Raw genomic sequence first — 26,158 nt, 5'->3', positions numbered from 1 at the left:
GCCGGTGGTCTCGAGGCTCCGCTTCGCTCCGCACCTCGACCATCGGATGGGGGACCGAGCGGGCGGTTGCGAGGAACGATCAGGTCACCAGGGGATCTCCTCGCCCGTGCGCTGCAGGAAGCGCAGGCCGCCGTGGCCCTCCTGGGCGAGGACGGTGTCCACGAGCACCGGCACGACCTCCTCGATCGTCAGTTGTGCGCCGGGGCCGCCGAGGCCCGTGCGGACGTGGCCCGGGTTCATCAGTAGCAGCGTCCTCGGGTCGTCCGCGGCACGGGCGGCGTGGCTGCGCATCAGCTGGTTCAGCGCCGACTTGCTCGCGCGGTAGACGTCGTAGCCGCCGCGGGTGTTGAGCGTGATGCTGCCCTGCGTCGAGCTCATGACCGCGATCGTGCCGCTCGGTGGGACGAGGTCCTGCAGCGCGGCGATCGCGTGCATCGGGCCGAGCGCGTTCGTCAGCATCACCTGCGTGAACTCCTCCACCGTCGCGTCGAGCCCCGGGGCATCGGTGCTCGGGATCGCGCCGTTGATCCACAGCAGGTCGATCGTGCGGCCGTCGACGCGGCTCCGGAGGTCGAGGAGGCTCTGCTGCTCGGTGAGGTCCGCCCGCTCCACCTCGATCCGGCCCGAGGAGCGGTCGGCGGCGGCGTGGAGGTCGGAGCCGGAGCCGTGGCGCGCGGTGCCGACCACCTGCCAGCCGCGGTCCGCCAGCTGCTCGACGATCGCGAGTCCGATCGAACGGCTGGCGCCGAGGACGAGCGCGGTCAGCTGAGGTGCATCGGTCATGCCGACAGGGTCGTCCTCCACGACGGGACGGTCCCTGAGCGAGAGAGCGTCCGCTCAGGCGGTCGTGAGCACCAGGAGGTGCTGACCGCCGCCCGGCTTGATCTCGGTGCGCACGGGGAGGTCCGGGGCGAAGCGGGACAGGCGGTCGACCAGCCAGTCGCCGGCGCGCTCCGCGTCGTCGCGGCTCGGGCAGCGGGCCACGACCTCGCGGCCGCCCTTGCGGGACAGCCGCTCCACGGTCTCCACGATCGGCGCCGGGTCGAGGACGAACAGGTCGGGCGACCACGGCACGACCGCCTTCACCGCGCCCTTCCGGGTGTTGCAGGCGCGGTGCGCGAGCCGCTCGGGGACCGCGGCGCCCTTCTTCGGCTTCGCGCTCGTGACGGCGTCGACGCTGGGGCCGCGCGGGTCGTTCACGCTCATGTCCGGGTCCACCGGCTCGTCGCAGAGCCAGCAGCGCCAGCCGTCCCGGTCGCCGACCTCCTGCAGGGTGCTCACCCTGCGACGGTACGCGGAAGCGCGGGTGCTTCCGGTCGGTGGTCGCGACAGGCTCGACCAGCGGGGGAGCGATCGGCGGAGGGGAATGGGCAGCACGCTTCCGCATCCGGATCACGGCGCCCAGGGAACCGTCACGGTCCGAGCGGACAGTCCATGGGTATGAGCGGAACCTTCGACTCCACCAAGCGGTCCCGATGGACCGGACCGGCCGCCGCCGCGCTCGCGCTGGCCGTCGCCGGACTCGTGACCGGGTGTTCCCAGGGTGGTACCGCGCCCGCGGCGCCGCAGGTCACGCCGGCCAGCGCCGCCTCGAGCACGACGCCGTCGGCCACGCCCTCCGCCGCACCAGCCTCAGCGCTCACCTGCGACGACCTCGTGCCGAAGCAGGACGTCGTGAAGGCGCTGGCGGCGGGGCAGCCCTCCGACGACTGGGTGGTGCTGCGCGGAGGCACCGGGTACGACGTGATCCCGGGCGGGCTGCTCACCGGCGTGAAGGCGCTGCAGGGCGCGGGCGGCCTCGCCTGCTCGTGGGTCGCCGGGCCCCCGAACTCGGAGGCCGGTCCCGCGACGCTGATGGTCTCGATCCTGCCGGACGCCGCGGACCAGTGGACCGGGTCGATGTACGGCGACGCGCCGACCGACCAGCGCCGCACGTTCGCCGGGATCTCCGCAGCCGCGACGTGCGGCGACCCCGGCTGCGGGGCGACGGCGGCCGTCGGCTCCAGCTGGGTGCGGGTCGACCTGATCACCGGCTCACGCGAGGGCGGCACGTCGGCCTTCGCGAAGGAGACCGACGACCAGGTGTTCGCCGGCCTGAAGCCCGCCGTCGAGTCCGCGTTCCGCACGGTGCAGGACGCGAGCGCCGCACAGCTGACGTTCCCGGCGCACCTGCCGGCGAACGGGAAGGCGGACTGCGTGAACTACCTGAAGAAGGCGGCGCTCGCCCCGGCGCTCGACGTGCAGGGCACGAGCATCGCGACCGACTACCAGCCGGACCCGAAGCTCTCCTCGCTCTACGCCGCCGCGGAGCTGCGCGTCGGTGACTCGGTCTGCCACATCGAGGACCCGGACCAGCAGATCCCGGTCGAGATCGCAACGGTGACGGTCGGACCCGACCAGGCGTGGGCCGTGGACGACGTCGCGAAGGACCCGGCGCAGCGCGGCTCGCTCCATCGGGCGGACCTCAAGGGCCTGGTGTCGGGGGAGCAGGCGGTGTCGAGCTGCGGCTCCTCCGGGAACATCTGCACGGTGCTCCTCACCCTCGGCTCCGACGCGATCCAGATCGACAACACCCCGCACGCCGAGCGGCTGGCGGAGGCGATCCTCGCGGCCGCCCGCTGAGCGGCGAGGATGGCCGCGTGACGATCCGGACGGCCCGCGACTGGATCGCCCTGCTCGGGCTCGAGCCGCTGCCGGACGAGTCCGGCTGGTGGGCGCCGCAGGCCGTCTCGCCGACCGAGGTGCAGATGAGCGGGCGGACCCTGCCGGCCTGCAGCGCGATCCACTACCTGCTCGACGCGGGGCGGCCGGTCAACGTGTGGCACCGGCTCGACGCCGACGACACCCACGTGCACGTCGACGGCGGACCGGTCGAGTACGCGGTGCTCACGGAGGGGAGCGCGCCGCGGCGGACCGTGCTCGGGCACGACGTCGCGGGCGGCCAGCAGCTCGCGATCACCGTGCCGGCCGGGTCGTGGAAGGGGATGCGGCTGCTCGAGCCGGACGGCTTCGCGCTGCTGACGACCGTCGTCGCGCCGGGCTGGACGGAGGACCGGGTGCGGGTCGGGCTGCCGCCCGAGGACGTGGAGCGGTGGGCGGGCTCCGCGCCGTGGCTCACGCGGGAGCTGGTGGAGCGGTTGAACCGGCCCTGAAACCGCGGCTGCGGAGGTGTTCCGCTCAGAGGATCTCGGACAGCACTCCGGTCGCGGAGGGCGGGACCCGCTCGAGCTCGGCGATCAGGTCGGCGTCGCCGCCGCGGCGGGCCCAGCCGATTCGCGAGCCGCGGACGTGCGCGCCCATCAGCTCGACGGCGCGGCCGGGATCGCCCGCGTCGATCGCGGCGAGGATCCGTCGGTGGTCCGGCCACAGCCGCTTCCCGCGTGAGAAGGTGTCGAGGGCGTACAGCCACTCGATCTTCCGCGACAGCTGCCGCAGCAGCGAGGCGAGCGTCGGGCTGCCCGACAGGACCGCGATCCCGACGTGGAACCGGTCGTTCAGCTCCACCAGCGGGTCCAGGTCGTCGCGGGCCACCGCCGCGTCGCCCTCGTCGAGGATCAGCTCGAGCTCGCGCCGCGTCTCCCACCAGTCCGCGTGGGGCGCGGGCGCCGAGAACATCGCCTTCGCCCGGGCGGCGGCGCGGCCCGCGGTCGCCATTTCGAGCGCCTCCCGCACGGCGAAGAGGTCGTCGGCCTCGTCGAGCGGGATCTGCGCCACGCTGGAGCCGACGTGCGGGCGCGACGCGACGAAGCCCTCGCCCTCGAGGCCCCGCAGGGCCTCCCGCACCGGCACGCGCGAGACGCCGTAGCGCTCCGCGAGCGACGCCTCCGTCAGCCGGCTGCCGGGCGGCAGCACGCCGGCGACGATGTCGCGGCGGACGTCGTCGATGACGCTCATCGCCCGGCCGCCTCAGGCCACCAGCTCCGCCCCGGGGATCGCTCCGAGCAGCTCACGCGTGTACTCCTCCTGCGGCGCATCGAACACGTCGCCGACGGCTCCGCGCTCCATCAGGCGGCCGCGCTGCATCACGACGACGCTCGAGGCTATCTGCCGCACCACGGCGAGGTCGTGGGTGATGAAGAGGTAGGTGAGCCCCAGCTGCTGCTGCAGGTCGGCGAGCAGGCGCAGGATCTGGTCCTGCACCAGCACGTCGAGCGCCGACACGGCCTCGTCGCAGATCAGCAGTTGCGGGTGCAGCGCGAGCGCGCGGGCGATCGCGACCCGCTGCCGCTGCCCGCCGGACAGCTCGACCGGGCGGTGCTGCGCGACGCTGCGCGGCAGCGCGACCTGGTCGAGCAGCTCGGCGACGCGCGTCCGCCGCTCGGCGCGGTCCCCGACGCCGAAGACGCGCAGCGGCTCGTCGACCAGCCGCTCGACGCTCCAGGTCGGGTCAAGGGAGGCGTACGGGTCCTGGAACACCGGCTGCATCCGCCGCCGCAGCGCCTTCAGGGCGGGGCCCCGCGCGTCCTCGAGCCGCTGACCGTCGATCAGCACCCGACCGCTCGTGGCCGGCTCGACACCGAGGACGATCCGGCTGATCGTCGTCTTGCCCGACCCGGACTCGCCGACGATCGCGGTCGTCTCGCCGCGCGGCACCTCGAACGAGACGCCGTCGAGTGCCCGCACCGTCTCGCGCCGTCCGCGGATGCGGTACTCCTTCACGAGGTCCTCGATGACGAGCATCGAGGTCGGCGGGACGTCGGCGGGCGCCATCGCCCGGTCCCGGGCGGCGGCGACGCCGGGCGCGGCGGCGACGAGCCGCCGCGTGTACTCGTGCTCGGGGGCGGCGAGCACCGCGGCGGCGGGGCCCTGCTCGACGACCCGCCCGTCGAGCATCACGACCACCCGGTCCGCCCGCTCGGCCGCGAGCGCGAGGTCGTGCGTCACGAGCAGCAGCGAGGTGCCGCGGGCGGCGACGAGGGTCTCGAGGTGGTCGAGGATCCGCCGCTGCACGGTGACGTCGAGGGCGCTGGTCGGCTCGTCGGCGATCAGCAGCTGCGGCGCGCCCGCGAGGGCGATCGCGATCAGTACCCGCTGCCGCATGCCGCCGGAGAACTCGTGCGGGTACTGCTTCGCCCGCCGCTCGGCGTCCGGGATGCCGGCCTCGGTCATCAGCTCGATCGTCCGCCGCGCGACGTCGGCACGACCGAGGCGGGTGGAGGCGCGCAGTGCGTCTGCGACCTGGGCACCGACCCGCATGGACGGGTTCAAGTTCGTGCCGGGATCCTGCGGCACGAGCCCCATCCTGCGGCCTCGTACACCGCGCATGACGGTCTCGTCGGCGGCGGCGAGGTCGACGTCGTCGAGCCGCATGCTGCCGCTTGTCACATGCCCCGCCCCCGGGAGGAGCCGCAGCAGCGCCGCGACCACTGTGGACTTGCCGGAGCCGGACTGGCCGACGATCGCGACCCGCTCGCCGCGGGCGACGTCGAGGTCGACGCCGTGCACGACCTCCCGGTCGCCGAACGCGACGGTGAGCCCGCGGACGCTCAGCAGCGGTTCGGGTTCAACGACCTGCGGCATGGGCCTGCCCTCCTCGGGGGTTCGCGGCGGCGCCGAGCAGCCCGCTGCCCGGGTCGCGGGTGACGACGGAGAGGCGGCCGAGCGACCAGTCGCCCGACCGGATCACGCGGTGACCGAGCGCCTCCAGGCCCCGCAGCACGTCCTCGCCCAGCCTGTCCTCCGCGACGACGCCGGCAGGCGTCCACGTCCGCGGCCAGAACGAGCTGGGGAAGGAGGTCGTGTGGAGGGCCGGGGCGTCGATCGCCTGCTGCGGGGTGTACCCGCCCACGATCGTGCGCAGCAAATACAGCAGCTGCCACTGGTCCTGCTGGTCGCCACCGGGGGAGCCGAGCGCCGCGACGGGCTCGCCGTCCTGCAGCACCAGCGTCGGCGTCAAGGTGGTGCGCGGGCGGCGGCCGGGCGCCAGCCCGGAGGCCGATTCCTCGTCGAGCCAGGTCATCTGCATCCGCGTGCCGAGGCAGAACCCCAGCTCGGGGATGTGCGGCGACGACTGCAGCCAGCCGCCCGACGGGGTCACGGAGATCGTGTTGCCCCATCGGTCGACGACGTCGATGTGCACCGTGTCGCCACGGGTCTCGCCGGTCGGCGCGACGACGCCCTCCGCCGAGCGCACGGTCGGCTCACCGACGCCGGCGAAGGCGGGCTGCCGCTCCGGCGGCGCGTACTCGATCCGCAGCGGCGGGAGCGCCCCCGCCGGCATCGCGGCACCGGGGCGGAGCTCGGCGGACGCGCGCGGTCCGATCAGCGCGCGGCGCTCGGCCGCGTAGGCAGAGGAGAGGAGCGGGTCGAGCGCCACGGCGTGGTCGCCGTAGTAGGCCTCCCGGTCCGCCAGCGCCAGCTTGATCGTCTCGAGGACCGTGTGCGCGCCCGCGACCGTCGAGGGGTCGAGCCGCTCGTCGGGCAGCGGATCGAGGATCGCGAGCATCTGCAGCAGCGCCGGCCCCTGGCTCCACGCGCCGGCCTTCGCGATCGTCCGACCGCGGAAGGTCGTCGTCACGGCGTCCTCGACGGAGGCGCGGAACGCCGCCATGTCCGAGGCGCGGATGACGCCGGCGTGGTCCGTGCCGGTCGAGTGACGGTGCGGCGTGCGGACGGAGGCATCGACCATGCGGGCGACGAATCCGCCCGCCCACTCGTCGCGGGCCGCGTCGATGCGAGCCCGGCGCGCGTCCTCGCCTTCGAGGCCGTCCGCGGCGTCCCCGCCTGCAGCGACCAGCCGGTCGAGCACGGACGCCCAGGCCTCGTTCCGCACCACCTGCCCGGCCTCGGGCGCAGCGCCGTCGACCAGCCAGCGCTCCGCCGAGGTCGGCCACGCCTCGCGGAACAGCTCGGCGACCGTCGCGATCGTCCGGGCTGCGCCGGGGGAGAGCGGGTGGCCGTCGCGGGCGACGGCGAGCGCGTACGCCAGCACGTCGGCGAGCTCCCACGTGCCGTGGTCGCGCAGCAGCAGCAGCCACGCGTCGACCGCGCCGGGCACCGCGGCGGCCAGCGCCCCCGCCCCGGGCACGAGATCCAGCCCCTCGGCGCGCAGGTGCTCGACCGTCGCGCCGGCCGGTGCCGGGCCCTGTCCCATCAACACCCGCGGCCGCCCCGGCTGCTCGACCGCCGCGAAGATCCCGACCAGGTCGCCGCCCGGCCCGTTCAGGTGCGGCTCCACCAGGTGCAGCACGAAGCCGCCGGCGACCGCGGCGTCGAACGCGGTGCCGCCGCGCTCGAGCACCGACTGCGCCGTGCCGGTCGCGATCCAATGGGTGGAGGAGGTCATGCCGAACCGGCCGACCAGGTCGGGACGGGTGATGAACTCGGCGGGCGGGGTGAAGGTCATCGTGCACGTCCTCGGCGACGGGATCCGGCGGTCGGGTCGAGCGCGTCGCGCAGCGCGTCCCCGAACAGGTTGAAGCCGAGGCAGATCAGCGCGATGGACGCGCCCGGCACGACGGCGGCGAACGGCGCGCGCTGCAGGTACTGCTGCGCGTCGGACAGCATGATCCCGAGGCTCGGGGTGGGCGGGCGGATGCCGAGCCCGAGGAACGACAGCACCGCCTCGCCGATCACCGCGACCGGCATGATCACGGTCGCCTGCACGACGATCGCGGACACCGCGTTCGGCAGCACGTGCTGCGCCATGATCCGCACCCCGCCCGCGTGCATGGTGCGGGCGCTCAGCACGAAGTCGCTGGCGGCGATCCGCAGCGTCTCGCCGCGGACGATGCGGATCATGCCCGGCACGTGCGAGATGCCGATCGCGAGTACCGCGTTGCCGAGGCTCGGGCCGTTGATGGCCGCGAGGCCGACCGCGAGGATCAGGAAGGGGAACGCCAGCGCGACGTCCGTCAGGCGTGACACGACTCCGTCCAGTCGTCGCCAGTACCCGGCGACCAGCCCGAGCGGCGTGCCGACGACGACCGCCAGCGCCACCGACAGCAGGCCCACCTGCAGCGAGACGCGGATGCCGTAGAGCGTGCGGGTCAGGATGTCGCGGCCCAGGTCGTCCGTGCCGAGCACGTACCCGATCGTGCCGGGCTGCTGGAAGGGCGCGTCGAAGTGCGTCTCCGCGGGTCCGTAGGGGGCGACGAACGGACCGACGACGCCCGCGAGCACGACCAGCGCGATCAGGGCGAGGCCGACCATGCCGAGGGGCTCGTGCCGCAGCCGGCGCCAGACGCGTCCTCGTCCGGTGCCGAGGTCGGGGACTGCGGCGAGGTCCGTCGCGACGCTCACGAGGTGGCCCCCGTCACGCGCACCCGCGGGTTCGCGACGGAGTAGAGGACGTCGACCGCGAGGTTGATGACGACGTACCCGAAGGTGATGATCAGCACGACGGCCTGGATCACCGGGTAGTCGCGGGTGAAGACGCTGTCGAGCGTCAGCTTGCCGAAGCCCGGCAGCGCGAAGATGCTCTCGGTCACGACGGCCCCGGAGATCAGCCCGCCGAGCTGCAGCCCGACGATCGTGATGACGACGATCAGCGAGTTCCGCAGGCCGTAGCGCAGCAGCACCCGCGAGCGGCTGAGGCCCTTCGCGCGGGCCGTGCGCACGAAGTCGGTCTGCATCGTCTCGATCATCGACGCCCGCGTCTGCCGCATGATCACGGCCGCCAGCCCGATCCCGAGGATGACGGCGGGCAGCGTCAGGTGGTACAGCGACCGCACCGGGTCGGTCGACATCGGCACGTAGCCGGACGCGGGGAACAGGCGCAGGCCCACGGCCAGCCACAGGATCGCGAGGATCCCGAGCCAGAAGCTCGGCACGGACAGCCCGAGCAGCGCGGCCGCGTTCGCGACCCACTCCGGCCAGCGGCCGCGGTAGCGCTCGGCGAGCACTCCGAACGCGATGCCGACGACGACCGCGACGACCACCGCGTAGAGCGCGAGCCAGATCGTCACCGGCAGCGTCGCGCCGATCAGCTGGCCGACCGGCGTGCCGGTCCTCGTGCTGCGCCCGAGGTGCCCGGTGAGGAACTCGCCGGCGAAGCGCAGGTACTGCACGACCAGCGGCTGGTCGAGGCCGAGCTCGGCGCGGACGGCGGCGAGCCTGGCGGGCGTCGCCTCCTCGCCGGCGAGCGCCAGCGCGGGGTCGCCCGGCAGGGCCCGGACCCCGATGAACACGACCAGCGACGCGAGCACCAGGGTGAGGGCCGACTGCCAGAGCCGGGTGAGCAGGTAGCGGGTCACGACGCGCTCCGGGACCCGTGTCCTACTTCACGAACGCCGCGGTGCTGAGCCGCACCACGCCGTCCGCGTAGGTGGACACCCCGCCGATCGCGTCGCTGACCGCGGTGAGGTTCAGCGGCCGGTACAGGTAGATGATCGGGTCGTCCTGCTGCAGCAGCGCCGTCATCTTCCCGTAGAGCCCCGCGCGCTCGGCGGTGGAGCCCGCGGACGCGGCCTGCGTCAGCAGGTCGTCCATCTCGCTGCTGCTGTAGCCGGCGTAGTTGAGGCCAGCGCCGGTCGTCAGGAAGTTGAAGGTGTTGCCGTTCGGGTCGACGCGGCCGGACCAGCCGAGCTGCACCGTCTCGTACTTCCCCTTCGTCTGGTCGTCGAGCAGGGTCGTGTACTCGACCGGCTTGATCTGCACGTCGAACCCGCCGTCCTTCACCATCGCCTGCAGTGCCTGCGCGAGGCGGATGCTGTCGGGGCTGTTCACGACCTCCATCTCGAACGAGACGGGCGCGGTCACCCCGGCGTCCTTCAGCAGCTGCTTCGCCTTCGCCGGGTCGTAGGCCGGGCAGGCGTTGCTCGCCGCGGTGGCGTACACGCTGGCCGCACCGATGGGGGAGCAGGCCGCGTCCGCGTAGCCGTTGAAGACGGTGCGGACCAGTTGCTTCCGGTCGATCGACATCGACAGCGCCTGCCGCACCTCCGGCTTGCTCGCGATGTCGGTGCCGAGCGGCTCGGGCTTCGTGCCCACGCCGTTCTTGTTCGCGAGGTTGACCGTGATGCCCTGGTAGCCGAGCGAGGCGACCTGGAGCATGGTGAGCGACGAGTCCTTCTTGAGGGCGTCGACGTCCTGGTTCGAGATCGTGTCCGCCACCTGGACGTCGCCCGAGCGGAGGTTCGCGGCCCGGATGCTCGCGTCGGTGATGATGCGGTAGGTGATCCGGTCGAAGTGCGCCGTCTTCGGCGCGTAGTAGTTCGGGTCGCGCTCGACCGTGATCGAGGTCTGCGGCACGCGGTTCACGAACTTGTACGGCCCGACGCAGACCGGGTGGTCCCCGAAGTCGTCACCCTCCTCCTGCAGCGCCTTCGGCGACATGATCATCCCCGCGCGGTCGGCCAGCGCCGCGGTGATCGGCGCGAAGGGCGCGCTGAAGGTCAGCTGCACCGACCCCGTCCCGTCCGCGGCGACCTTCGTCAGCGGGCCCAGCTCGCTCCTGCGCGCCGAGTCGGACTTCGTCAGATTGCGCTGCAGCGTCGTGACGACGGCCGCGGCGTCGAAGGCCGTGCCGTCGGCGAACTTCACGCCGGAGCGCAGCGGGATCGTGACCGTCTTCCCGTCGGACGACGTCGTCGGCAGCGCCGTCGCGAGCATCGGCACGAGCTTCCCCGAGCCGTCGATGTCGTACAGCTTCTGGCACATCGTCTCGGCGACGTAGCGCATGTAGAGCGAGGACGACGTGGTCGGGTCCAGCTTGTCCGGCTCGGCGGACAGCGCCATCACGAGGTCGCCGCCCTCCTGCACGGTGCGGTCGCCGATCGGCGCGCTCAGCTTCGCGGCGCCGGACGCCGCGGGAGACGACGTGGACTTCTGCACCGGCGCGCAGCCGGCGATGCCGAGGGCGAGGACGGCGGCGAGGAGGGGGAGGGCGAGGCGGCGCGGGCTGCTGGGCACGAGGACTCCGTGGACGAGGTCGGAACCGGACCACTGCAGACAATCACCGCGCTGTTACGCCCGTTGTATACAACTGTTTCGTTCGCATGAACGGATCCGGTGTGCGGGCCGGGATTCGTTCGAGCCGGAGAACGCGCCGGCGCTCAGCGCCCTCGCGCGTCGTAGCGCAGGCGCACGAGCTGCGAGTCGGGGAGCGCCGTCGCGTCGAGGAGGCGGAGCGGCACCCGGTCACCGCGATAGGCCGGGCCGCCCCCGCCGAGGACGGCGGGACCGACGAGCACGTGCAGCTCGTCGACGAGCCCGGCCTCGAGCAGCGGGCTCCACGTCGTGGCGCTGCCGTAGGTGACGAGGTCGCCGCCGTCGCCGCCCTTCATCCGCCGCACCGCCTCGATCGCCTCCGCCCGCGGTACGACCCGAGTCGCATCTGCCCACGGCCAGCTCGGGTCGACCTCCACCGAGTCGGAGACGACGACGTGCTCGAGCCCCTCGTTCAGCCGGGCGATCTCGTGCTCGATCGGCGGCTGCGCGTCGTCCTGCAGCACGGCCGCCCAGTAGGCGCCGCCGTCGAACCCGCGGCCGCCGTGCACGACGGTCGAGGCGCGGCGCAGCAGCTCGACGTTGTGCCGGCTGAACCCGTCGTCGAAGGGCATCACCGAGAGGTCGCCGTCGACGCCCTCCTGGAAGCCGTCGATCGAGACGCACACCGAGACGACGTACCTGCGCATCCGGACCTCCATCCCTCCGTCCAGGCTGCACCCGCCCGACGGCGGGGACAAGGGCGCGGGTCAGCTGCGCGGCTTCACGTCCTCCGCCTCCGGGATCGGCTCGTCCGCGAGGAATCGCCGGACGGCGCGGTTCACGAAGTCGAGGTCGGCGGGGCTCGCGCCGGCGCCGGCCGGGTGGCCCCAGAGCGACGGGATCGGCAGGAACACCGCGTGCGGGATCTGCTCCGCCTCGTACCGGGCGTCGTCGACCGGGAAGTAGAGATCGGTCTCGCCGGGCATGACGAGCACCGGCACCTCGATCGAGGTGAGCGCGGCGAGCGTGTTCCCGTCGAAGCCGGGCGTCGTCCCGACATCGTGCTGCTGCCAGGTGCGGCAGTGCAGCACGACGTCGTTCGCGTCGGCGCCGGGCAGGAAGTCGTCGCGGAAGCCGGCCATCGTCGACTCGAAGGTCGCGTCGGGGTCGGCCTCCCGCCACAGCTCGTCCCGCCACCACTGCTGCGAGTACAGCCAGGCGGCCCAGACCGTGCCGAACGCGCGGATGCCGGCGACGGGCTGCTCCTCGTACTCGCCGCCGGCGAACGCGGGGTCGGCGAAGAGGGCGGCGAGCTGGCCCTCCAGCCGGGCGACGCCGTGCGGCCAGCAGCGGGCGGTGCCGGCCAGCGCGACGACGCGGTCGACGAAGCCGGGCGCGCTGACGGCCAGCTGGAACGCCTGCTCCGCGCCCATCGAGAAGCCGACGACCGCGGCGAGGTGGTCGACGCCGAGCTCCTCGGTCAGCAGCCGCCGGATCAGCGCGATCGTGTCGCGGATCGTCGTGACGGGGAAGCGCGGGCCGACGAACGGCGCGGGCGTGTTGCTGGGGGAGGACGAGACGCCGTTGCCGAGCAGGTCGGTCGCGACGACGAACCACTCGGCCGGGTCGAGGGCGAGCCCCTCGCCGATGAGGAACTCGTTGTCCGCGGAGCCCGCCATGAAGTGCGAGGGAACGAGGACCGCGCCGCGGGGTGCGTCCGGGGAGCCGAACACGCGATAGGCGAGGCGCGCCTCGGGCAGCACGACCCCCGACTCCGTCTCGAAGTCGGCCACGGTGAAGAAGCGGGGCTCGTCGGTCACGGGCTCATCCTGCGGCGCCCGGCTGCGGGCACGCCCGGTCTCGCACTGATCGGGGATGCGGCGGTCAGCGAACGGCGGAGTCGGCGATCTTCAGGACGCCGCCCTCCCGGACCAGCCGGAAGGTGGTGTCCTCGACGGCGACGCCGCTGCTGCGCGTGTAGGTGAGCGTCGCCTCGACCTGGTTCGGCCCGATCTCGCGGACGTTCGACGCCCTCACCGAGCGGACCTGCGCCCAGAACGAGTCGTATGCGGCGCGACCGCCCGCGTGGTTCGTCTGGTAGTCCGCGGTCATCAGCGGCCATGCGGCGTCCGTGTTCCCGGGGACGAGCGTGTAGTACCGCTGGATCGCCGCGACCGGCGACGTCGAGGACCCGGAGCCGGCACCGCTGCTCGCGGCCGGCCGCGGGCTGGCGGCAGAAGGGGCGGCCGGGGTCGAGGCGGTGGCCGTCGCGCTCGGCGTCGCCGTCGGCGTAGGGGTCGGAGTCGGGGTCGGCGTGGGCGTCGGACTGGCCGAGGGAGACGCGGACGACGACGGCGCCGAGGAGGTCGGCGCGGTGGCGGGGGAGCCGGTCGCGACCGGCGCCGCCTCCGGCCGCGCGAGGAGCAGCGGCACGAGGGCGAGCAGCGCCAGGAGCACCACCGCGGCGGCGATCACGGCGATCAGCACGGCGCGGCGCCTCGAGCGTCTCGGCGCCCCGCTCCCGCCCGCACCCGCGCCTTCGGCCGGGGGCGGAGGAGCCTCGGGAGGGGTCGCCGCCGGCTCCGTCGTGGAATCGTCCGACTCTGTCGATGCCGTCGCCGGCTCGACCGGGGCCGTGGTCGTCCGCGTCGCCGTGGAAGCGGCAGGCGTCATCGCGACGGCGGCGGTGGCAGCGGCCGCGAGCGTCGGCGCATCGTCGTCGAGACGGGCGGTCGACTGGTCCGGGTCGTCGTCCGGCACCTCGTCGTCGGACACGAGGGGGATGGTCGGTGCGAGCTGGTCGCCGAGCTGCTGCTGCAGGGCGGCGAGCCGCCGCGCCACCTCCCGCATCACGGGTCGCGCCTCGGGATCCGAGGCCATCATCTGCATGAGCAGGGGGCCGAGCGCGCCGCTGTCCCTCGGCGCCTGGAACCCGCCGACCGCGACGCGGTGGAGGACCGCGATCGAGTTCGGCTCCTCGCCGAACGGCGGTCGCCCCTCCGAGGCCGCATAGAGCGTCGAGCCGAGGGAGAAGACGTCGGAGGCGAAGGTCGACTCATCGCCCCGCGCCACCTCCGGCGCCAGGTACGCCGGGGTCCCGTGGGCGAAGCCGGTCGCGGTGAGCGTGGCGTCGCCGAGGGCGTGCGAGATCCCGAAGTCGCTCAGCATCGCGGCGCCGTCGACGTCCGCGATCAGGATGTTGCCGGGCTTCACGTCCCGGTGCACGATGCCGAGCGCGTGCGCCGCCGCCAGGGCGGCTCCCACCTCCGCGCCGATCCGGGCGACCTCGGCGGCGGGGCGTGCGCCGCTGCGCCGGATCAGCGCCGACAGCGGCTCCGACGGCACGTACTGCATGACCAGGCATGGTTCGCCGTCGTACTCGACGGAGTCGAAGACCGGGACGGCGTGCTGGTGGTGCAGCCTCGCGGTGATCCGCGCCTCGCGCATCGCCCGCTGCTTCGCGAGCGCGGCCTCCTCGTCGGAGATCCACTGGAAGGCCCGCAGCTGCTTGACGGCGACCGCGCGCTGCAGCAGCTCGTCGCGCGCCTCCCACACGACGCCCATGCCGCCGGCCGCGATCCGCCGCTGCAGCCGGTACCGGCCCGCGATCAGATCCTGGGGGGCACTCATCGCGACACCTCCGAGCACCACCGGCCGATCGCGCCGATCCTATGGGCGCGGACCGATCGAGGCCCTGGACGGCCGCCCGCGGAACAGCAGCTGGCTGAAGAGGAAGTTCGCCGTGAAGGTGACCGGGATCGACAGCAGCTTCCAGACGAACGGGTCGACCCCGGTCGCGGTCGTGAGCAGCTGGATCACCGCGGACAGCGCGACGATCACCGAGGCGTACCAGGCGACGAAGGCGACATAGGTGCGGATGCGGCGGTTCGCCCCGAAGGCGTAGCGGGTCACGAGCAGGTAGACCGCGGTGACGGCCGCGGACGAGCTGATCGCATTCGCGAGCCACGGCACGACGCCTGCCGCGTGCAGCGCGAGGAACCCGCCGAGGTCGATCACGAGCCCCGCGGAGGAGCCCGCCGCGAAGGAGAGCACGCGCCGCAGCAGGAGGATCAGGCGCGTCGGCATCGCGGACAGTCTCGCCCGTGCGGCTCGCTCCTAGCCCTTCCCGTTGCCCTTGCCCTTGCCCTTCCCGTTCCCCTTGCCCGGCTTGTCCTTGCCCTTCCCCTTCCCAGGCTTGCCGCCGTTCGCCGGCCCGGGCGCCTGCTGCCCGGAGGTCGAAGGCGCAGTCGACGGGGTCGACGGAGTCGTCGGGGTCGGGGTCGGGGTAAGGGAGGGCGTCGCGGACGGGGTCGCGCTCGGCGTCGAGGGCGCGGCGCTCACGGGCGTCGTGGGCGGGGGAGCGGCCGGTGCCGGCGGTGCGCCCCGGAGCAGGCCGAAGCCGACCAGCGCGATCACCAGCACCGCCGCGGCACCGACGAGCCACGGCAGCAGCCGCCTCCGACGTCGCTCGGGGACGGGCGCCTCGGCGGGTGCTGCGACGAGGACGGTGGCAGCCGCCTCGTCCTCCTCCTCATCCCGCGTCGCGACGGGCACGAGGAGGGTCGGGGTCCAGCCGTCCGCGATCGTCTCGTCGCCCGCTGCCGCAGCGGGCGCGACGTCGCGCCGGGCGATCGCGGCGGTCACCTCTCCGAGCACACGAGCGGCCTCCGCCATCGACGGGCGCTCCGCGGGGTCCGGGTCCATCAGCCGCATGAGCAGCGGCCCGAGCGGCCCGCTGCGCTCCGGCGCCGGGAACGCCCCGGCGGCGACCCGGTGCAGCAGGGCGACCGCGTTCGCGTCCTGCCCGAACGGCGGGCGGCCCTCCACGGCCGCGTACAGCGTCGAGCCGAGCGAGTAGACGTCGGAGGCGGTCGTCGAGTCCTCGCCGAGCGCCACCTCCGGCGCCAGGTACGCGGGGGTGCCGGACAGCAGCCCCGTCGCCGTGATCGCGCCGTCGTCCGCCGCGTGCGAGATGCCGAAGTCGGTCAGCATCGCCACGCCGCCCGGCTGGGCGATCAGGATGTTCGCCGGCTTCACGTCCCGGTGCACGATGCCGAGCCCGTGCGCGGCCTGGAGCGCGGCGGCGACCTCCGCGCCGATCCGCGCCACCTCGGCGACCGGCAGCGCCCCCTCGCGGCGGAGCACCGCCGACAGCGGCTCCGACGGCACGTACTGCATGACGATGTGGGGCGCGCCGTCGTGCTCCACGACGTCGAACACGGGCACCGCGTTCGGGTGGTGCAGCCGCGCGGTGATCCGCGCCTCCCGCAGCGCGCGCTGCTCCGCCAGCTCGGCGGCCTCCGGGGCCGCGCCGACCGGGATCCGCAGCTGCTTCACCGCGACCGTGCGCCGCAGCACCTCGTCGTCGGCCTGCCAGACGAGACCCATCCCGCCGGCGGCGATGAGGCGCTGGAGGCGGTAGCGGCCGCCGATCAGGCTCCCGGGCGCGCTCACCTCGTCCTCCGCAGCCCGTCCATCCCTGCGAGAGCCTACGAGCGGACACGGAAGGAACGAGAAGGCTGGCGGGGGTGCGCTCCGACCCGTCCGCCCTCTACGCTGGAGGGGCATTGGTTGTTGTGTTGCAGGTGGCTCTAGTACTCCCGGATGATCCGGTCGGTCTCGAACGCGTGTGTTCAGCGTGATGTGGCGGTGCGGAATCCCGCGCCGTGCGAGTTCGACAGGAATGAGATCCCTATGGCTACCGGCATCGTGAAGTGGTTCAACAGCGAGAAGGGCTTCGGCTTCATCGCTCCCGACGAGGGCGGCAACGACGTGTTCGCCCACTTCTCGGCGATCTCGGGCAACGGCTACCGCTCGCTCGAGGAGAACCAGCGCGTCGAGTTCGACGTCGAGCAGGGCAACCGCGGCCCGCAGGCCGCGAACATCCGCGCCCTCTGAGTTCGATCTGAGGCGGGGCCGGGCGCGAAGCGCCCGGCCCCGCTGTCGTTCCGGCTCCGCCCTCGCGAGCAGCAGCTCCGGCGGAGGCGGGCGGGATCGGCGGATCCGGGCGGGATCGGACGTTCGAATGCGCCCGGATGCGCCGATCGCGCCCGGATTCCCGCGCCTGGAGCTCCGGCACTCCGATGCCCGACGATCCGGGCGGGTTCCGACCGCACGGGCGTGCTCGGGCGCCCGGGGTGTCGGATGCCGCCCGTGCGCTTCGGCGGAGCGCCGGTCAGTCGGCCGCGGAGCGCAGCGGGTCGCGCTCCCGCCGCTTCGACCGACGCCGGACCGCGGTCCGCGCGAGCAGGACGAGGCCCACGGCCAGCGCGACCACGAGCACCGCGACCAGCGCCGGCAGCAGGATCGCCGCGGCGACGAGCGCGATCGAGGACACGTCCTCCGCGGTGCTGAGCACCGGCGCCGCGACGCCGACCGTCGCCGTGTTCGCGACGGCCCGCGTGCCCGCCTTGCCGAGGTGCACGGTCAGCGCCAGCACGACGCCGAGCGCGACCGGCACCCAGCCGCCGGAGGCGAGGAAGCCGCCGGGGTCGCTGATCGCGGGCGTCTCCGTCGCGGTCCCCGACCCGAAGACGATGCCGCCCGCCGCCGGGCGCACGACGGTCTGCACGATGTCGTTCACGTGGTCGACCGCCGGCACCTTGTCGGCGACGAACTCGATCACCAGCAGGACGCCGAGGATGCCGAGCACCCACGGGTTCTCGAGCCACGTCCAGCCCGCGGGCAGCGACACCGCGCCCGTGAAGCGGGAGAGCAGGCCCAGCGCCAGCATCGGGATGTAGGCGTTCAGCCCCGCGGCTGCGGCGAGGCCGGTGCCGGTCAGCGCCTCGATCACGGCGCCTCCTCGTGCCGGTCTGTGCTCGTTGGTCGCGGACCATCATGGCCGGTCGCCGCGCACGGCGGGCGATCTCGACAGGCCCGATCAGCGGGGAGCGGCCCGATCAGCGGGGAGCGGCTCGACCGACGGAGTGCGCCGGGGCGGCTACTCGGCCGGGGTGTACCAGTTGCGCTCCCAGCGGGCGCGCTTCAGGGCGGCCGACTGCTCCGCCGTGAGCGGGCCGCGGTCGCTCGTCGCGGCGTTGCGCTCCACGTTGCGCACGGAGCGCATGCCCGCGATCACGGTCGACACCGCCGGCTGCGCGAGCACGTAGCGCAGCGCGAGGTCGGGCAGCTCGTCGGTCTCGACGCCGAGGTCCTGCACGAGCGCGTCCACGTGCTGCTGCAGCTGCTGCTTGCGGTCGCCGCCGAAGTACCCGGCGCGGAAGTCGCCCTCGGCGAACTCGGTCTCCGGCGTGATGCGGCCGGTCAGGCCGCCCTCGTCCAGCGCGACGCGGACGATCACGCCGACCCCGTGCTCCTCGCACGCGGGCAGCAGCGCCTCCTCGGGCTCCTGGTGGAACACGTTGTGGATCACCTGCACCGTGTCGACCTGGCCGCTCCGCACCAGCTCGACGCCGTTGCCGGGCTGGTGGTCGTTGATCGAGACGCCGAAGTGCCGGATCTTGCCCTCCTGCTTCAGCGCCTGCACGGTCTCCAGCCAGTCGCCCCGCCCGAGCCAGCGGTCGTTCCAGACGTGGAACTGCAGCACGTCGAACGCGTCGAGCCCGCTCGCGGCGAGGCTCGTCTCGAGGCTGAAGCGGATGTGGACGCCGGGGAACGCGTCCTCGACCGCGGTGTCGTCGGCCGCGGGCCACTGCATGTTCTTCGGCGGCACCTTCGTGGCGACGAACAGGCCCTCGCCCTCGTGCCGACGCAGCACGCGGCCGACGAGCTCCTCGCTGCGGCCGTACCCGCGGGCGGTGTCGATGAACGTGCCGCCGAGCTCGATGAAGCGCTCCAACGCGCGGATCGACTCGTCGTCCTCGGCGCCCACCCACGCGCCGCCGCCGATGCCCCAGGCGCCGTAGCCGATGTCCGAGACGGTCAGGCCGGTGCGGCCGAGTGCGCGGTACTGCATGCGTCGAACGGTAGGCCGAAGGGATGTGTGCGACCTCGGCCGGTGGTCGGCGCCGCGCGACGTAGCGTGGAGCGATGCGCGAGGGAAGCCGGTCGTGACGCCGCCGCTGGGGGAGCGGCTGCGCGCGGCGTCCAGCTCCGCTCGGCTGTCGGCGGCGATGGACGCGGGCGCCACCCGCGACCCGGCCGCGATCGACGTGCTCGTGGAGCGCTGCGGGATCGAGCCCGACTTCTTCGTGCGCGACATGCTGACCTGGGCACTGCTGCGCCAGCGCGCGGACGACGTCGTGCCGCGGCTGGTGGAGGAGCTCGCCTCCCCGTTCCCGCAGGCGCGCAGCCAGGCGCTGCACACCCTGTCGAAGATCGGCGACGCCCGCGCCTGGCCGGCGCTGACGGGCGCGCTGCTGCACGACGAGGAGGACGCGGTCGCCCGCGCCGCCTGGCGCGCCGCCGTCACGCTCGTGCCCGAGGGGGAGGAGGCCGCGCTCGCGGACGACCTGGCGACCGAGCTCGGACTGCGGGACCGCGACAGCCGGCAGAGCCTGTCGCGCGCCCTCGTCGCGCTCGGCGAGCCGGCGCGGGCCGTGCTCGAGCGATCGGCCGGCAGCGGCGCGTTCGCGGCGCGGACGCACGCGCTCGCGACGCGGCTGCTGCTGGACGGCGAGGCCGACGGGTTCCAGGCGGCGCTCGGCGAGGCGAAGCGGCGTCTGCTGCCCTGAGTGCGACCGGCCGCGGGTCAGCCGGTCAGCTGCGCGACGGCGGGGACCAGCCGCAGCAGCCCGGCGGCGGCGAGTGCGAGGCCGACCCCCGCCCGGCCGAGCCCCGTCGCCTCCGCGCCCTCGCGCGCCAGCCGCCGGCTCCGCACGATCCCGATCACCGCGACGACGACCCCGAGCCCGGGCAGCACGCCGAACGAGGGGAAGAACAGCCCGATCAGTCCGACGGCGACGGCGACCGAGGCGGCGGGGTTGGTGCGGGCGAGGGAGGGGCTGACGACCGCGTCGGACGCGGTCTGCAGCGGATTGCGGCGCGTCGTCGGACGCTGCTCGGGCTCGTCCTGCCGGTCACCGGCGTCCGTCATGGCGCTCCTCGAAGGTCGGGAGGCCATCCTCCCCGAACCGTCGGACGCTGCGGGGCTGGCGCCCGCGCGGTTCAGCCCTGCTCCTCCTCGAAGGCCGGCAGCGGGTCCTCGCCCGCGTGCGCCTCGCCGGCGCTGGTCAGCGTCTCGTTCGCCTCCGCCGGCTCGTCGTGCTCCTCCGGCACCGGCGCGTCGCGGCGCGGGTCGAGGGCGGTGTCGGGCTCGTCGGGGTGGGGCATCATCGGCTCTGCGGTGGACACGCCCGCCAGCCTCATCCGCGCAGGTGAACGGCGGGTGGATGCGTCGGCCGTCGTGCGGAAAGCCCTCAGCCTCCGTCCTCTGGGGCGGCGGAACCCTCAGCGCAGCGTCGGCTCCGGGCCGACGGTCGCGGCGTACACGAGCGCCCACCGCACGCCGACCGGCGCGACGACGGCGATGCGGGTCGGGGAGCGGTCCTCCCAGGTGAAGGCGGTGGGGCGCACGTCGTCGCCCGGGCTCGCGGCGCGTCCGCGCGCGAGGACGGTCACCGACGAGGTCCAGTCCGGCCGCTCGACGTCGAGGAGCGCCCGCCAGGTCACCCGCGCCCCGACGTCCGTCGCGACCGCGACGACCGCGCGACCGCCGGTCGCGTCCTCGGAGGCGCCGAGCGCGACGACGGCGGTGCCGCGCCCCTCGACGCGGCGGCCGAGCACCGGGGTGCCCTGCAGCTCGGTGAACACGACCGCGGGCGGGGACTCGCTGCCCCGCGCGACGTCGATCGCGCGGCCCTCGCCGACGTCGACCAGCAGCGGCCTCGGCGGGGCGCTCGCCGACGGCGCGGGCGCGGCCCCGCCGGGAGGCGCCACGAGCGCGGCCGCGACGGCGAGCAGGCCTGCGCCGACGGCGACGAGCGCTGCCGCGGTGCCGCGCCGGGACCAGGGACGGCGGGGCGCGGCGACCTCGTCGGCGGGCTCGGGATCCTCGGTCGGATCGGGCCGGGCGGCGACGTACCGCCGCACGTCCTCCTCGCCCGCCCCGGGCCGGTAGAGGCGGCGGCGCAGGTCGTCGACCTCGGCCGGAGGCGGCACGGGCGCGCGGTCCTCGCTCCCCGCTCCCCGGTCCCGCCGCACGGCACGACGGTATGCCGTGCGGGCAGGATCGGTGCATGGACGTGATCCCGACCGCCGAGCTGCACCTGCACGTCGAGGGCGCCCTCGACCCCGAGCTGCTCGCGCGCTTCGCCCGGCGCAACGGGATCGCCGTGCCCGACCTCGACCCCGGCCGCTACGTCTACGCGGACCTGCAGCAGTTCCTCGACCTGCGGGACTCGGACCTCGCCGTCATGCGGACCGAGCAGGACTTCTTCGAGCTGGCGGAGCACTACCTCGCGCAGGCGCGCGCCGCCGGGGTCGTCCGCGCCGAGTCGTTTATCGACCCGATGGTGCACCTGCAGCGCGGCGTGCCGATCGAGGCCGTCATGGACGGCTTCGGCGCCGCGTTCGCCGCGGCCCGCGCCGACGGCCTCTCCTGCGACCTCATCGTGTGCTTCACCCGCGACCTCGGCGCGGACGCCGCGCAGGCGACGCTCGACGCGGTCCCTCCGTTCCGCGACCGCTTCATCGGCGTCGGGCTCGACTCGGCGGAGGTCGGCTGGCCGCCCGCGCTCTTCGCCGACATCTACGCCCGGGCGGCGAGCGAGGGCCTGCGGCTCGTCGCGCACGCGGGGGAGGAGGGAGGCCCCGACTACGTCCGCGAGGCGCTCGACGCGCTGCACGTGGAGCGCGTCGACCACGGCCTGCGCGCGATGGAGGACCCGGACCTCGTCGCCCGCATCGCCGACGAGCAGGTCGCGCTCACGGTCTGCCCGCTGTCGAACGTCGCGCTGCGGGCGGTGCCGGACATGGCGGCGCACCCCGTGTTCGCGATGCTCGAGCAGGGCGTGCGCGTCACGGTGTCGAGCGACGACCCGGCGTACTTCGGCGGCGGGGTCGACGAGAACCATGCGGCGCTGCGACGGGCGGGCGCGACCGAGGAGCAGCTGGTGGCGCTCGCCCGCAACTCCTTCGACGCCGCCTTCGTCGACGACGCGGAGCGCGCCCGGCTGCACGCCGCGCTCGACGCCGCGCGCCGGGGCTGAACGACCCCCGCACGGCGGGCCGAGTCCGTCAGCAGGAACGGAGCGCTTCAGCAGGAACAGGCGGCCCTCCTGATCCTGCTGGAGGTCGCTGTTCCTGCTGACGGACTCGTCGTTCCTGCTGACGGGCTCGCTGTTCCTGCTGACGGGCTCGTCAGGCGGGGATGGTCGCCGTGTCGATGACGAAGCGGTAGTGCACCTCGCCGTCGACGACGCGGTCGTAGGCGTCCGTGACCTCGTCGGCCCCGATCCGCTCCACCTCGGCACCGATGCCGTGCACGCCGCAGAAGTCGAGCATCTCCTGCGTCTCGGCGATGCCGCCGATGTTCGAGCCGGCGACGCTGCGGCGCCCGCCGATAAGCGAGAACACGGCGAAGGACTGCCGCTCGCTCGGCGCGCCGACGTAGACCAGGCTGCCGCCGACGCGGAGCGTGCGGGCGAGCGCGTCGACGTCGACGTCCGCCGAGACGGTGTTCACGATCAGGTCGAAGGTGTTGCGCAAGGCCTTCAGCGCGCCCTCCTCGTTCGTCGCGACCCAGGAGTCGGCGCCGAGGCGGCGGCCGTCCTCCTCCTTGCCGCGCGAGCGGGAGATGACGGTGACCTCCGCCCCCATGGCCTTCGCGAGCTGGACGGCCATGTGCCCGAGCCCGCCGAGGCCGACGACGGCGACCTTGGAGCCCGGACCGACGCCCCAGTGCTTCAGCGGGCTGTAGGTGGTGATGCCGGCGCAGAGCAGGGGAGCGGCGACGTCCAGCTCGATGCCGTCCGGGATGCGGAGGACATAGCGCTCGTCGACCACGACAGACGTGCTGTAGCCGCCGTAGGTGACCTCGCCGTCGTAGCCGCGGGCGTTGTAGGTGCCGACGTTGCCCTTGAGGCAGAACTGCTCCTCGCCCGCCAGGCAGTACTCGCACTCGCGGCAGGAGTCGACGAAGCAGCCGACGCCGACGCGGTCGCCGACCGCGTAGCCCTCCACGTCGGCGCCGACCGCGGTCACCGTGCCGGCGATCTCGTGGCCCGGAACCATCGGGAAGATCGCGCCGCCCCACTCCTCGCGCACCTGGTGGATGTCGGAGTGGCAGATGCCGGCGAAGGCGATGTCGATCGCGACGTCGCGCGGGCCGAGGTCGCGGCGCTCGACGGTGCCGCGGTGGAACGCGGCGCCGGGCGCATCGGTGAGCAGGGCGGGGACGGTCGTGGGCACGCGAGCCTCCATCGGGTCGTGCGGTCATGGCGGGGCCGCGAGGCCCCGGAGGACTGTAGGGGACCGGCGCTCAGCGCCCTGCGAGGGGCCCGTACAGCTCCGGCCGCCGGTCGCCGAGCAGGTCGGAGAGCGCCGTCTGCCGCTTGTCGCGCGACGCGGCGAGGTCGAGGTCCGCCCACGCCGTCCCGGCCCCGGGGCCGACACGACCCTGCAGCCGGCCGTCGGCGTCGACGATCAGCGTGCCCTCGGTCCAGTCGACGCCGCGCTCGGCGCCGGTGCGGTCGGCGCAGACGACCGCCATGCGGTTCAGGCGGGCGGTCGCGGCCGCGATCACGACTTCCGACGCCTGCCCCTCGGCGTGCGCCGCGGCCCGCGGCCAGTTCGTCGGCACCGCCAGCACGTCCGCGCCGGCGAGGGCGGCCAGCCGGGGCCACTCCGGGAACTCGAGGTCGAAGCAGACCATCACCCCGACCCGGCCGACCGGCGTCTCGACGACCGGAGGCCGGGCGTCGCCGGGCGCGAAGACCAGCTTCTCCCGGTCCCACAGGTGCGCCTTCCGGTAGACGGCGCGGACGCCCGAGGCGTCGAGCAGAGCGGCGCTGTTGTGCAGCCGCCCGTCGGCGGCCGCCTCGGCGAAGCCGACGACGACCACCGCCTCGCCGGCCGCGCGGGCGAGGGCCGCGAGTCGCGGGTCGTCCGCCGGCAGGGCGAGGTCGCGGGCCTCCTCGACGGAGGCGAAGACGTAGCCGGAGGTCGCGAGCTCCGGCAGCACGACGAGCCGGGCGCCGTCGCGGGCGGCTGACGCGACCGCGTCGGCGGCGCGCTCGAGGTTGCCGGGCAGGTCGCCGAGCACCGGCGCCAGCTGGACGGCGGCGACCCGCGTCACGCGAGCGCCTCGAGCGCCCGAGCCATGGAGCGGCCGAGGTCGAGGCGCGCCGCGAGGTCCTCCGCGGCCGCGCGGCGCTCGTCGGTGAGCCGGATCGCGGTGTCGACCGCGGGCAGGTCGAGGTCGCGGACGACCTCGACGACGGGGAGCGCCCGGCGCACGTAGTCGGCGCCGTCGCGCAGCCGCTGCGCCTGGCCGGCCGAGAGTCCGCTGCCGCCGCGGTGCGCGGCGTCGAGCACGCCGGCGAGGTCGCCGAGGCGCTGCAGCAGGGACGCGGCGGTCTTCGCGCCGATGCCGGCGACGCCGGGCAGGCCGTCGGAGGGGTCGCCCCGCAGCGTCGCGAAGTCGGCGTACTGCGCCGCGGTCACCCCGTACCGCTGCTGCAGCACCTCGTCGGTCACGACCTCGAGGGCGCGCATGCCCTTCGCGGTCGAGATCACGCGGACACCCCGCGCGTCGTCGACCACCTGCAACAGGTCGCGGTCGCTCGTGACGACGTCGACCGGCGTCGACGCCCGAGCGGCGAGGGTGCCGATCACGTCGTCCGCCTCGTGGTCGTCGGCGCCGACGACGGGGACCCCGAGGGCGTCGAGCGCCTCCCGGATCACGGGGATCTGCGCGGTCAGCGCCTCCGGCACCGTCTCGGTCCCGGCCTCCTCGTCGTCGAGGCGCTGCGCCTTGTACGACGGCAGCAGCGCGACGCGCCAGGACGGGCGCCATGCGTCGTCCCAGCAGGCGACGAGGTCGGTCGGGGCGTACTCGTCGACCAGGCGCGCGACGATGTCGAGCAGGCCGCGCACCGCGTTCACCGGGGTGCCGTCGGGCGCGGTGATCGTCTCGGGCAGCCCGTGGAACGCGCGGAAGTACAGCGCGGCGGTGTCGAGCAGCATCAGGCGGGACTCGGGCACGGCCGCAGTATGGCGGGTGCCCGAGCGGGCTGCACCGTGCGGTCAGGTCGCGGGCCGCAGCAGCAGGACGGTCAGCTCCCACGCGGTGCGGTCGCGGGCGTCGATCGCGATCTGCGGGGGCGGGGCGCCGTCGTAGGTCGCGGTCTCGGGCGTCCCGATCCCGCTGCGCGGCCGGCTCGGGCTGCTCGCGACGACCCGCGGGGTCGACGGGCCGCTGCCGATCGACCGCGGGTCCAGGGCCGTCCAGCCGAGCGGCGAGGCGGAGTCGGCCGTGAGCACGACGACCAGGCGACCGCCCGTCAGCGGCGCCTCGCCGGTGATCAGGGGGACCACCGCCGGCCCGACGCCGTGGAACCGCTGCCCGGTGACCGCGCCGCCCTCCCCGGCGACCTGCACCGCGACGGGCGTCGCCTGCGCGGGGTCCGGTGCCGGCGGCGTGACGACGCTGCTCGGCAAACGGGAGTCGGTGGGCGCGGGCTCGGGCGCGGTCGTCGCGGACAGCACTGCGGCGACGACGAGCAGCGCGCCGACGAGCGCGCTCCCCAGGAGCACGCGCCGCGACGGCCGCGGTCGCGGAGCCGGCGCCTCCGCGGTCGTGGAGGGACGCGTCTCGAGCCTCGACCGCAGCGCGTCGTAGCGGGCGCGGTCGGCGTCCGAGGCGTCCGGCCGGTACAGGCGCCGTCGCAGCGCGTCCAGCTCCGCCTCGTGCGGCGGAGGCGGCTCGGCTGAGGGCACGCCGCAGTATCGCGCCGACGTGCTGCGACGCGACGTGCGGTGCCGCATTCGAGGAACCCCATGTGCGGGCGCCGCTTCATAGGAGGCGCACTGACGGCGTAGAGCCGCCGCCGGACCCGCTCCCGGAATCTCGATCCGGGAGGTCGCACATGGACATCAGGTCGAAGGGCAGGATCGCGGTGCGCGCGTGGACGACGGTGCTCGCGGTGCTCGGCATCGGGTTCACGACGGGCGGCTCGATCGCGGCGTTCACGGCGATCACCGCAGCGCACTCCGCCTCGTCCTCCAGCTCGTCGAGCTCGAGCACGTCGTCCCCGAGCACGTCGAGCGGGACGGACCCGTCCTCGAGCGCGCCGTCGTCGTCGAGCGGCCTGGACTCGTCCTCGAGCGGGACCGCCTCCGACGGGAACGACTCGAGCGGCCGGAGCGCGAGCAGCCCCTCCATCGG

Annotated in this window: 28 protein-coding genes; 5 read left to right on the top strand and 23 right to left on the bottom strand. The window is 74.4% G+C overall.

The annotated features are described in order from the left end of the window. Positions 1-84: 84 nt before the first annotated feature. Together ACFSBI_RS11165 and ACFSBI_RS11160 are read right to left on the bottom strand one after the other, a co-directional pair. Positions 85-783, bottom strand: a complete 699-nt coding sequence (locus tag ACFSBI_RS11165) for an SDR family NAD(P)-dependent oxidoreductase (protein ID WP_377934918.1) — start codon at positions 781-783, stop codon at positions 85-87. A gap of 54 nt (positions 784-837) precedes the next feature. Next, positions 838-1,281, bottom strand: coding sequence for a hypothetical protein (locus ACFSBI_RS11160; protein WP_377934917.1), 444 nt, complete (start codon positions 1,279-1,281; stop codon positions 838-840). A 159-nt stretch (positions 1,282-1,440) separates the two neighbouring features. On the opposite strand from ACFSBI_RS11160, the gene ACFSBI_RS11155 reads away from it, so the two are divergent. After that, on the top strand, positions 1,441-2,622 hold the full coding sequence (locus ACFSBI_RS11155) for a hypothetical protein (RefSeq protein WP_377934915.1): 1,182 nt from the start codon (positions 1,441-1,443) through the stop codon (positions 2,620-2,622). Between the two features lie 17 nt (positions 2,623-2,639). Then, positions 2,640-3,152, top strand: a complete 513-nt coding sequence (locus tag ACFSBI_RS11150) for a cupin domain-containing protein (protein WP_377934913.1) — start codon at positions 2,640-2,642, stop codon at positions 3,150-3,152. Positions 3,153-3,177: 25 nt separating this feature from the next. Here ACFSBI_RS11150 and ACFSBI_RS11145 read toward each other — a convergent pair whose 3' ends face one another. The 11 genes from ACFSBI_RS11145 to ACFSBI_RS11095 all read right to left on the bottom strand — a co-directional run bounded on the left by ACFSBI_RS11145 (position 3,178) and on the right by ACFSBI_RS11095 (position 16,323). Then, positions 3,178-3,894 carry a GntR family transcriptional regulator gene (locus tag ACFSBI_RS11145; protein WP_377934912.1) on the bottom strand — a complete coding sequence of 239 codons (717 nt, stop codon included), beginning with the start codon at positions 3,892-3,894 and terminating at the stop codon, positions 3,178-3,180. 12 nt (positions 3,895-3,906) lie between these two features. Further along, complete coding sequence (locus ACFSBI_RS11140; protein ID WP_377934910.1) at positions 3,907-5,520, bottom strand: dipeptide ABC transporter ATP-binding protein; 1,614 nt, start codon at positions 5,518-5,520, stop codon at positions 3,907-3,909. Continuing rightward, a complete protein-coding gene (locus ACFSBI_RS11135; RefSeq protein WP_377934908.1) occupies positions 5,504-7,345 on the bottom strand; it encodes a gamma-glutamyltransferase family protein in 1,842 nt (613 codons plus the stop codon). The genes ACFSBI_RS11140 and ACFSBI_RS11135 overlap by 17 nt, the downstream gene beginning before the upstream one ends. After that, a complete protein-coding gene (locus ACFSBI_RS11130) occupies positions 7,342-8,241 on the bottom strand; it encodes an ABC transporter permease (protein WP_377934907.1) in 900 nt (299 codons plus the stop codon). The genes ACFSBI_RS11135 and ACFSBI_RS11130 overlap by 4 nt, the downstream gene beginning before the upstream one ends. Further along, positions 8,238-9,194: an ABC transporter permease gene (locus tag ACFSBI_RS11125; RefSeq protein WP_377934905.1), complete on the bottom strand. Its 957-nt coding sequence runs from the start codon at positions 9,192-9,194 to the stop codon at positions 8,238-8,240. The genes ACFSBI_RS11130 and ACFSBI_RS11125 overlap by 4 nt, the downstream gene beginning before the upstream one ends. Before the next feature lie 22 nt (positions 9,195-9,216). Next, a complete protein-coding gene (locus tag ACFSBI_RS11120) occupies positions 9,217-10,851 on the bottom strand; it encodes an ABC transporter substrate-binding protein (RefSeq protein WP_377934903.1) in 1,635 nt (544 codons plus the stop codon). 143 nt (positions 10,852-10,994) lie between these two features. Then, a complete protein-coding gene (locus tag ACFSBI_RS11115) occupies positions 10,995-11,576 on the bottom strand; it encodes a dihydrofolate reductase family protein (RefSeq protein ID WP_377934901.1) in 582 nt (193 codons plus the stop codon). Positions 11,577-11,636: 60 nt separating this feature from the next. Further along, positions 11,637-12,689, bottom strand: a complete 1,053-nt coding sequence (locus ACFSBI_RS11110; RefSeq protein ID WP_377934899.1) for an alpha/beta fold hydrolase — start codon at positions 12,687-12,689, stop codon at positions 11,637-11,639. A gap of 64 nt (positions 12,690-12,753) precedes the next feature. Continuing rightward, on the bottom strand, positions 12,754-14,499 hold the full coding sequence (locus ACFSBI_RS11105; RefSeq protein WP_377934897.1) for a serine/threonine-protein kinase: 1,746 nt from the start codon (positions 14,497-14,499) through the stop codon (positions 12,754-12,756). A gap of 39 nt (positions 14,500-14,538) precedes the next feature. Next, positions 14,539-14,955, bottom strand: coding sequence for a GtrA family protein (locus ACFSBI_RS11100; RefSeq protein WP_377934895.1), 417 nt, complete (start codon positions 14,953-14,955; stop codon positions 14,539-14,541). A gap of 30 nt (positions 14,956-14,985) precedes the next feature. Beyond that, positions 14,986-16,323 (bottom strand): serine/threonine-protein kinase, encoded by a 1,338-nt coding sequence (locus ACFSBI_RS11095; RefSeq protein WP_377934894.1) that lies wholly within the window; start codon positions 16,321-16,323, stop codon positions 14,986-14,988. 240 nt (positions 16,324-16,563) lie between these two features. On the opposite strand from ACFSBI_RS11095, the gene cspE reads away from it, so the two are divergent. Beyond that, complete coding sequence (cspE, locus tag ACFSBI_RS11090) at positions 16,564-16,767, top strand: transcription antiterminator/RNA stability regulator CspE (RefSeq protein ID WP_377934893.1); 204 nt, start codon at positions 16,564-16,566, stop codon at positions 16,765-16,767. Between the two features lie 277 nt (positions 16,768-17,044). On the opposite strand, the gene ACFSBI_RS11085 is transcribed toward cspE, so the two are convergent. Together ACFSBI_RS11085 and ACFSBI_RS11080 are read right to left on the bottom strand one after the other, a co-directional pair. After that, a complete protein-coding gene (locus ACFSBI_RS11085) occupies positions 17,045-17,665 on the bottom strand; it encodes a DUF4126 domain-containing protein (RefSeq protein ID WP_377934891.1) in 621 nt (206 codons plus the stop codon). A 147-nt stretch (positions 17,666-17,812) separates the two neighbouring features. Next, positions 17,813-18,787, bottom strand: coding sequence for an aldo/keto reductase (locus tag ACFSBI_RS11080; RefSeq protein WP_377934890.1), 975 nt, complete (start codon positions 18,785-18,787; stop codon positions 17,813-17,815). A gap of 94 nt (positions 18,788-18,881) precedes the next feature. Here ACFSBI_RS11080 and ACFSBI_RS11075 point away from each other — a divergent pair, with 94 nt between their 5' ends. Then, positions 18,882-19,505, top strand: a complete 624-nt coding sequence (locus tag ACFSBI_RS11075; RefSeq protein ID WP_377934888.1) for a HEAT repeat domain-containing protein — start codon at positions 18,882-18,884, stop codon at positions 19,503-19,505. A gap of 17 nt (positions 19,506-19,522) precedes the next feature. On the opposite strand, the gene ACFSBI_RS11070 is transcribed toward ACFSBI_RS11075, so the two are convergent. From ACFSBI_RS11070 to ACFSBI_RS11060, 3 genes are all read right to left on the bottom strand, one after another. Continuing rightward, entirely contained in the window at positions 19,523-19,867 is a 345-nt protein-coding gene (locus ACFSBI_RS11070) for a hypothetical protein (protein ID WP_377934886.1), read from the bottom strand. Between the two features lie 71 nt (positions 19,868-19,938). Next, the gene (locus ACFSBI_RS11065) at positions 19,939-20,124 is read right to left on the bottom strand and encodes a hypothetical protein (protein ID WP_377934884.1); all 186 of its coding nucleotides are present in this window, start codon (positions 20,122-20,124) and stop codon (positions 19,939-19,941) included. A gap of 96 nt (positions 20,125-20,220) precedes the next feature. Continuing rightward, entirely contained in the window at positions 20,221-20,973 is a 753-nt protein-coding gene (locus ACFSBI_RS11060; RefSeq protein WP_377934883.1) for a hypothetical protein, read from the bottom strand. A 35-nt stretch (positions 20,974-21,008) separates the two neighbouring features. Here ACFSBI_RS11060 and add point away from each other — a divergent pair, with 35 nt between their 5' ends. After that, positions 21,009-21,980 (top strand): adenosine deaminase, encoded by a 972-nt coding sequence (gene add / locus ACFSBI_RS11055; RefSeq protein ID WP_377934881.1) that lies wholly within the window; start codon positions 21,009-21,011, stop codon positions 21,978-21,980. A 151-nt stretch (positions 21,981-22,131) separates the two neighbouring features. Here add and ACFSBI_RS11050 read toward each other — a convergent pair whose 3' ends face one another. The 5 genes from ACFSBI_RS11050 to ACFSBI_RS11030 all read right to left on the bottom strand — a co-directional run bounded on the left by ACFSBI_RS11050 (position 22,132) and on the right by ACFSBI_RS11030 (position 26,155). Then, complete coding sequence (locus ACFSBI_RS11050) at positions 22,132-23,181, bottom strand: NAD(P)-dependent alcohol dehydrogenase (protein WP_377934879.1); 1,050 nt, start codon at positions 23,179-23,181, stop codon at positions 22,132-22,134. Between the two features lie 70 nt (positions 23,182-23,251). Continuing rightward, positions 23,252-24,067 carry a nitrilase-related carbon-nitrogen hydrolase gene (locus ACFSBI_RS11045; RefSeq protein WP_377934877.1) on the bottom strand — a complete coding sequence of 272 codons (816 nt, stop codon included), beginning with the start codon at positions 24,065-24,067 and terminating at the stop codon, positions 23,252-23,254. After that, the gene (locus tag ACFSBI_RS11040) at positions 24,064-24,957 is read right to left on the bottom strand and encodes a 5'-3' exonuclease (protein WP_377934964.1); all 894 of its coding nucleotides are present in this window, start codon (positions 24,955-24,957) and stop codon (positions 24,064-24,066) included. The genes ACFSBI_RS11045 and ACFSBI_RS11040 overlap by 4 nt, the downstream gene beginning before the upstream one ends. 60 nt (positions 24,958-25,017) lie before the next feature. Then, positions 25,018-25,710 (bottom strand): hypothetical protein, encoded by a 693-nt coding sequence (locus ACFSBI_RS11035; protein WP_377934876.1) that lies wholly within the window; start codon positions 25,708-25,710, stop codon positions 25,018-25,020. A gap of 76 nt (positions 25,711-25,786) precedes the next feature. Then, positions 25,787-26,155 carry a hypothetical protein gene (locus ACFSBI_RS11030; protein WP_377934874.1) on the bottom strand — a complete coding sequence of 123 codons (369 nt, stop codon included), beginning with the start codon at positions 26,153-26,155 and terminating at the stop codon, positions 25,787-25,789. Positions 26,156-26,158: the final 3 nt, after the last annotated feature.

The sequence above is a fragment of the Amnibacterium endophyticum genome (assembly GCF_042680685.1).
In the GTDB taxonomy this organism is placed as follows: domain Bacteria; phylum Actinomycetota; class Actinomycetes; order Actinomycetales; family Microbacteriaceae; genus Amnibacterium; species Amnibacterium endophyticum.
This window is presented reverse-complemented; position numbering and strand designations above follow the sequence as displayed.

Bases quoted from the DNA above. Each gene is read 5' to 3' on its own strand.
- ACFSBI_RS11030 (WP_377934874.1), bottom strand. From the start codon at position 26,155: ATGGAGGGGCTGCTCGCGCTCCGGCCGCTCGAGTCGTTCCCGTCGGAG.
- ACFSBI_RS11155 (WP_377934915.1), top strand. From the start codon at position 1,441: ATGAGCGGAACCTTCGACTCCACCAAGCGGTCCCGATGGACCGGACCG.
- add (WP_377934881.1), top strand. From the start codon at position 21,009: ATGGACGTGATCCCGACCGCCGAGCTGCACCTGCACGTCGAGGGCGCC.
- ACFSBI_RS11080 (WP_377934890.1), bottom strand. From the start codon at position 18,787: ATGCAGTACCGCGCACTCGGCCGCACCGGCCTGACCGTCTCGGACATC.
- ACFSBI_RS11145 (WP_377934912.1), bottom strand. From the start codon at position 3,894: ATGAGCGTCATCGACGACGTCCGCCGCGACATCGTCGCCGGCGTGCTG.
- ACFSBI_RS11105 (WP_377934897.1), bottom strand. From the start codon at position 14,499: ATGAGTGCCCCCCAGGATCTGATCGCGGGCCGGTACCGGCTGCAGCGG.
- ACFSBI_RS11140 (WP_377934910.1), bottom strand. From the start codon at position 5,520: ATGCCGCAGGTCGTTGAACCCGAACCGCTGCTGAGCGTCCGCGGGCTC.
- ACFSBI_RS11040 (WP_377934964.1), bottom strand. From the start codon at position 24,957: ATGCTGCTCGACACCGCCGCGCTGTACTTCCGCGCGTTCCACGGGCTG.
- ACFSBI_RS11135 (WP_377934908.1), bottom strand. From the start codon at position 7,345: ATGACCTTCACCCCGCCCGCCGAGTTCATCACCCGTCCCGACCTGGTC.
- ACFSBI_RS11070 (WP_377934886.1), bottom strand. From the start codon at position 19,867: ATGACGGACGCCGGTGACCGGCAGGACGAGCCCGAGCAGCGTCCGACG.
- cspE (WP_377934893.1), top strand. From the start codon at position 16,564: ATGGCTACCGGCATCGTGAAGTGGTTCAACAGCGAGAAGGGCTTCGGC.
- ACFSBI_RS11165 (WP_377934918.1), bottom strand. From the start codon at position 783: ATGACCGATGCACCTCAGCTGACCGCGCTCGTCCTCGGCGCCAGCCGT.
- ACFSBI_RS11100 (WP_377934895.1), bottom strand. From the start codon at position 14,955: ATGCCGACGCGCCTGATCCTCCTGCTGCGGCGCGTGCTCTCCTTCGCG.
- ACFSBI_RS11115 (WP_377934901.1), bottom strand. From the start codon at position 11,576: ATGCGCAGGTACGTCGTCTCGGTGTGCGTCTCGATCGACGGCTTCCAG.